Origin of the sequence: Parabacteroides sp. AF39-10AC (genome assembly GCF_003635405.1) — a bacterium.
In the GTDB taxonomy this organism is placed as follows: Bacteria; Bacteroidota; Bacteroidia; order Bacteroidales; family Tannerellaceae; genus Parabacteroides; species Parabacteroides distasonis.
The window spans coordinates 20,693-27,209 of the sequence record NZ_QTLP01000038.1; the positions used below are offsets into that span (position 1 = coordinate 20,693).

Here is a 6,517-nt window from a genome sequence, read left to right on the forward strand (position 1 = left end):
CAAAAAAACTCTGGAGGCACTGTCGAGGGGTAGGTACAGCATCGAAAAAACTCCGTAGGCGTTGTCGAGGGGTAGGTACGGCACCGTAGAACTTTCGTAAGCCTTAGAATTATGCGGTTTGATGAGAATTTTAATGTATCTTTGTCGCTGAATCCTAAACGAGAAATGATTAAGGTTATGAAGAAGTATTTATTGGTTAGTTTACTAGCGTTATTGGCTTTCGTAGGCAAAGCTCAGGAGGATAATTCCGATATCGTGAAGGTCGGTGATACCATGCCGTCATTTACGATTGTTTCCGACAACGGGAGTAAGTTGCAGTCCGCTTCGTTAAAGGGAAAAGTGATCCTCGTGAATTTTTTCGCCACTTGGTGTCCTCCCTGCCAAAAAGAATTGGCCGCTGTCCAACAAACCCTCTGGCCGAAATACAAGAACAACAAGGACTTCGTTCTCTTGGTGATCGGGCGTGAGCATTCCGATGCCGATCTACAGAAATATAACGAGAAAAAAGGCTTCGATTTTCCTTTGTATCCCGATAAGGACCGGGCTATTTTCGGCGCTTTCGCCAAGAACTTGATCCCTCGTGGCTATTTGGTCGGAAAAGACGGGAAGATCATTTATACGAGCAAAGGCTATACCGATGAGGAATTTGCTGAGTTAATGACTAAAATAGAGGGTGCGTTAAAATAAGAATCATGAAATATAGTAACATACATTTAATTTATTTTTCTCCGACACACACGTCCGCCAAGATCGTTTACGCGATAGCGGAAGGAATGGGTGCCACTTCGATGTCCGAGTCGGATGTCACTTGTGAGAGTCTGGATATGGAAGAGTATATTGATGATGAGCTGACGATTATAGCCGCTCCTGTATACGGTGGCCGTGTGGCGGAGACTGCCATGGAACGTTTTCGCATGTTCCGTTCTGCCCACCATGCGCCGGTAGTCCCCGTGGTACTGTATGGGAACCGGGATTATGAGGATGCCTTGAAAGAGCTCTGTGATTTAGTGTCGGAGCAGGGGTTCGTACCTGTGGCTGCCGGAGCGTTTATCGGCGAGCATTCTTTCAGCCGCAAGGGGATGCCCATTGCCGAGGGGCGTCCGGACGAGTCGGATCTTAATCAGGCTACGGAATTCGGGAAAAAGATTATCGAGGAGCTGGAGAAGGTTTCCTGCGTGGAATGCTTGTCCGCCTTGGAGGTGAAAGGTAATTTCCCGTATCGGGTGAAAGGCCCTTCCACTCCTCAAGCTCCTGTTACGGATAATGATTTATGTACGCAATGTGAGTATTGCGTGGATGTGTGTCCTACGCATGCGATATCCTTGGCAGACGAGGGTATGTATAGCGACCCGAACCTATGTATCAAATGTTGCGCCTGCGTGAAAGAGTGTCCCGAGGGCGCACGTACTTTCGATACTCCTTACACGGCGATGCTCCATAAGAACTTTAGCGCGCGCAGGGAGCCGGAGATATTCTTCTAATGGAGGACCGGGCATCCGGTATATTGTGAGGGAAAGCGTCAAAAGGCAAAAGTTCTTTTGGCGCTTTCTCTTTTTTTGTACCTTTGTTCGGATCGTTAATCTCAAATAATACCGTGTTTGTATGAAAACCTATTTATTCCTTTTGCTTTTTGTGTTTCAAGCCTTCTCCCTTTCCTCCCAGATTAGCCTGAAAGGGTATAATCAGGAGAAGATCGATCCTTCTCTTTTCGAGGGACGATGGAAAGCCCGTTGGATCTCCTACCCGGGTGAGGCCCCGAATGTATATGGGGTCTATCATTTTCGTAAATCGTTCGATCTGGAGGTGGTTCCTTCCCGGTTTATCGTCCATGTTTCCGCCGATAACCGTTATAAATTATATGTAAACGGGAAATTGGTATCCTTGGGCCCGGCCCGTGGGGATATCTATAGCTGGAGTTTCGAGACGGTGGATCTGGCTCCTTATCTGAAGAAAGGGAAGAATACGCTGGCCTCCGTTGTCTGGAATTATGCCGAGCGGAAACCTGTCGCCCAGATCAGTTACGATCAGACGGGTTTTATCCTGCAAGGCAATACGGGGCATGAGGCGGTGGTAAATACGGATACCACTTGGGTCTGCCTGCGTAATAAGGCGTATGCTCCTTGGACCGAATGGCAGGTATTGGGGTATTACGTGGCTGGCCCGGGCGAGGAACTGGAAGCCTCCGCTTATCCTTGGGGCTGGGAACAACCGGATTACGACGACAGGAAATGGGAGAAGGCCGTACGGGGCATGGAGGGTGCCACGAAAGGATCGAGAGATTACCCGGGACGGTTGCTGGTTCCTAGCCCGATACCTCCGATGGACAGCCGGATCGAGCGGCTGGCCAAGCTCCGCCGGTCGGAAGGGATCGAATGCCCGCAAGGATTTCCTTACTGGCCAAAAGCTTTGACGATCCCGGCGAATACGGAGGTCCGCTTGCTTCTGGATAATGATTACCTGACGACGGGTTATTTCTCCTTAGCCTTCAGCAAAGGAAAGGAGGCCGAGATCCATATCGGTTATTCGGAAGCCCTCTATAAGCAAGAAGAGGAATCGACCACTAAATCGTATGCGTTGAATGGCAAGGGACATCGGGACGAGTTGACGGATAAGCAGTTTATCGGGTACGGGGATAAGATACTGGCTGATGGGGGAGATAATCGTCTCTTCACCTCCCTGTGGTGGCGTACATGGAGATATGTGGAGTTGAAAGTGAAGACGGCTTCCGAGCCTTTGGTGATCGAGGATATGTATGGGACTTTCTCCGCCTATCCTTTCCGTAACGAGACCGCTTTCTCCGCTCCGGGACATGAGGAGCTGGGCCGTATGCTCGAGATAGGATGGCGTACCGCCCGTCTGTGCGCCAATGAGACGTATATGGACTGCCCGTATTACGAGCAACTGCAATATTTCGGGGATACACGCATACAGGCAATGATTTCCATGTATAATACATCAGACCCTTATATGGTGAAGAATGCCCTAGAGCAAGGACGGCAGTCCATGGTGGCGGAAGGGATTACGATGAGCCGATATCCGTCTAGCGTACATCAGTTTATATCCTCGTTCTCTCTCTGGTGGATTTGTATGGGGCACGATTATTGGATGTACCGTGGGGATGAGGCATACATGAAGACCTTGCTTCCCGCTTACCGTCAGGTTTTGTCGTGGTACGAGCAATGGTTGAAGCCGGATTATAGTTTGTCGTACGTTCCTCATTGGTTCTTCGTGGATTGGGCGGCCGGTTTTGATTATGGCGAGCCGATACGGGAGAAAGAGGGAAACTCGGCGCTCCAAGATTTGATGTATATAATGACCTTGGAGTTTGCGGTGGAGATGGAACAAGCGATCGGCCTCCCTGCCATGGCGGATCATTACCGGAAGATCGCTACCGAGATGCGTAAGACGATCCGCCCGAAATATTGGGACGCTGCCCGTAATCTATTCGCCGATACGCAGGATCATCGCAGCTATTCCCAGCATGTGAACGCCTTGGCGATCTTGACTGGGGTTACGAAAGGGGAGGAGGCCGTAAAGGTGATGAACCAAACCTTGGCGGATACGAGCTTGATCCAGTGTACGATATATTTCCGTTATTACTTGAATCAAGCGTTGAAAGCTTCCGGTTTAGGGGATCAGTTCTTGGATAACTTACAAATATGGCGGGATCAGATGGCGTTGGGATTGACCACATGGGCAGAGATGCCGGAGCCATCCCGTTCTGATTGCCATGCTTGGGGAGCCAGTCCGAATATCGAGTTTTACCGGATCTTGTTGGGGATAGATAGCGATGCTCCCGGATTTAGGAAGATACGGATCGCTCCGTCTTTGGGAAAACTGAAGGAGGTTTCCGGTACGATCCCACATCCGCTTGGAAGCGTGACCGCCGCTTATAAATTGAATGAAAGAGGTGAGGGAACCGCCCGTCTGGTCTTGCCGGAAGGTACTACGGGTATATTTATCTGGAATGGAAAAGAAATCCCGTTGAAACCGGGCGAACAGGTTATTTCGTTATCTTTGCGTCATTAATCTATCTAAAATCCTTATATGAGACGAGTTTATTCAATTGCCTTATTGCTGCTGGTCGCTCTCGGTCTGTCGGCGACAACGAAGGAAGTAAAGTTGAAATTAGTGGAAACCAGTGATATCCATGGAAACTTCTTCCCGTATAATTTTATCGAGCAGCGGGAGTGGGGAGGAAGTCTGGCACGGGTATATTCGTTCGTGCAAGAAGAACGCCGGGCGTATGGCGATAACCTTTTGCTATTGGATAATGGCGATATCTTGCAAGGACAACCTTCGGCGTATTATTACAATTTCATGGATACGGTCTCTACGCATATAGCTTCCGCCATGATGAATTATATGGGGTACAATGCGGGAAATATGGGTAACCATGATGTAGAGGCTGGCCATGCCGTTTTCGATCGTTGGATCAAACAATGTGATTTCCCTATCTTGGGTGCCAATATTATCCGTACCTCCGACCGGGAGAACTATTTAAAGCCCTATGAGGTATTTGAGCGTGATGGTGTGAAGATCGTTGTACTGGGGATGATTACTCCGGCCATTCCTGTATGGTTACCGGAGACTCTGTGGCAAGGTCTTTATTTCGCCGATATGGAAGAGACGGCCCGTAAATGGATGAAGATCATTCAGGAGAAGGAGAAACCGGATGTTGTGGTAGGTATCTTTCATGCGGGAAATGAGGCTCGTACCATGTCCGGCAAGTACCGTGAGGATGCGTCGATGGAGGTTGCCCAGCGCATTCCGGGCTTCGATGTGGTTATGATGGGGCATGATCATCGCCGGTATTGTGGTAAGGTAGCGAATATCGAGGGAGATTCCGTGTTACTGATAAATCCGGCAAGTAATGGGCGTGTAGTCGGTTCCGTTGATGTCGTGTTAAAGATGGAGCATGGAAAGGTTTTGGACAAACAAGTATCGGGTGTTTTGACGGATGTGGATAAGTTGGAGCCTAGCGAGGAGTTTATGGAGAAATTCGCTCCGCAATACAAAGCGGTGAATGATTTTGTCTCCGAGAAGGTGGGAACTTTTACGGAGAGTATTGCGACCCGTCCCGCTTACTTTGGGCCATCCGCTTTTATTGATTTTATTCACTCTTTACAATTGGAGTTGACTGGTGCGGACGTCTCTTTTGCCGCCCCGTTATCCTTTGACGCAAAAATAGATAAAGGGGATATCACGATCAGCGATATGTTCAGTCTTTACAAATATGAGAATATGCTTTATACGATGAATTTGACGGGAGCCGAGATCAAAGGTTTCTTGGAGGAATCATACGCTATGTGGACCAACCGGATGAAATCTCCGGACGATCATCTCTTATTATTGAAAGAGAGAAAGAAAGGACAGGAGAATTACGCCTCGTTCGTCAACTTCAGTTTTAACTTTGACTCTGCGGCCGGTATCATTTACACCGTGGATGTAACGAAACCCAAGGGCGAGAAGATCACGATCTTGAAAATGGCGGATGGTAAGCCTTTCGACGAGAATAAAACGTATAAGGTAGCTCTCAACTCTTACCGGGGTAACGGAGGAGGCGAGCTATTGACGAAAGGGGCCGGTATTCCCCAAGACGAGTTAAAGAGTCGTATCATTCATTCGACCGATAAAGACCTCCGTTATTATATGATTCAATATATAAAGGAAAAGGGCGTACTTAGCCCACAACCTTTAAACCAATGGCAAATGATCCCGCAGGATTGGACGAGACCGGCGGCCGAACGGGATTGTAAGTTTCTTTTCGGGGAATGAGTTTCCGTCCTTGAAGTGTCTGGTTTGCGATAGTATCTCAATGGGAAACGGTGGTAAAGTCAATGGAATAGAGATGGTTTCTCAATGACTTTACGGCCGTGTCCCATTGACTTTTTTGTATCCCGTATTAGGGATGTTGCTGATAGGTTAGGGCGCAAGGGGCGCATCTTTACGTATGTTTCTAAAACTTTTTCTGTAAATAACGTTTATACCCCTCTTGTCTGTAGAGTGATGTAAATATTATTTTTCTAAAAATGTTTCTTTGAAAGCGTAAAGATGCGCCTTTTGCGCCCTAGGATTTTTACCGGGGAATTTTCCTGATGCCTTAACATGTGGATATACAGTTGTTTGTGTGCTTCTTCCCTCTTCGGCTTTTTGGGTCTTTGGGGGGCGATATAATGGGTCCTTACCCACGTTTACGTGATCCGAAAGCACTAAAACCAAGTGCATTTCGCATGATTTCATGAGCTAAAAGCCGTTTTTTCTGTGTGATTTCCTATCGGGGCCAAGATCGTTTTTGTCGTTTTCATACGTGCAAATGTACTCGTGGAGCACTTGTTTTAAGTGCACGTGGTGGGCCACGTGAGCCGAGAATGGATATCGACGTATTATTAATGTACGCGATCCCCCTCGTGAAAAAAACTTGAAAAATAATACCGGAAAAGTTTGGTAGTTATGTTTTATAACACTACTTTTGCACCCGCATTCGAGAGAGAACGCCGGTCCAAAATGATGAAAC

Annotated in this window: 5 protein-coding genes; 4 read left to right on the plus strand and 1 reads right to left on the minus strand. The window is 47.9% G+C overall.

The genetic code is table 11. The annotated features are described in order from the left end of the window. Positions 1–177 precede the first annotated feature (177 nt). The 4 genes from DW033_RS22440 (at position 178) to DW033_RS22455 (ending at position 5,778) form a co-directional block, all read left to right on the plus strand. The gene (locus DW033_RS22440) at positions 178–687 is read left to right on the plus strand and encodes a TlpA disulfide reductase family protein (protein WP_029257199.1); all 510 of its coding nucleotides are present in this window, start codon (positions 178–180) and stop codon (positions 685–687) included. Positions 688–692: 5 nt separating this feature from the next. Then, complete coding sequence (locus DW033_RS22445; RefSeq protein WP_005865064.1) at positions 693–1,481, plus strand: 4Fe-4S binding protein; 789 nt, start codon at positions 693–695, stop codon at positions 1,479–1,481. A gap of 121 nt (positions 1,482–1,602) precedes the next feature. After that, a complete protein-coding gene (locus tag DW033_RS22450; protein ID WP_122383156.1) occupies positions 1,603–4,029 on the plus strand; it encodes an alpha-L-rhamnosidase C-terminal domain-containing protein in 2,427 nt (808 codons plus the stop codon). 18 nt (positions 4,030–4,047) lie between these two features. Then, positions 4,048–5,778 (plus strand): bifunctional UDP-sugar hydrolase/5'-nucleotidase, encoded by a 1,731-nt coding sequence (locus tag DW033_RS22455; RefSeq protein WP_122383157.1) that lies wholly within the window; start codon positions 4,048–4,050, stop codon positions 5,776–5,778. Between the two features lie 240 nt (positions 5,779–6,018). Here the strand turns inward: DW033_RS22455 and DW033_RS22460 are convergent, their stop codons facing one another. Continuing rightward, a complete protein-coding gene (locus DW033_RS22460) occupies positions 6,019–6,243 on the minus strand; it encodes a hypothetical protein (protein WP_044546713.1) in 225 nt (74 codons plus the stop codon). Positions 6,244–6,517: the final 274 nt, after the last annotated feature.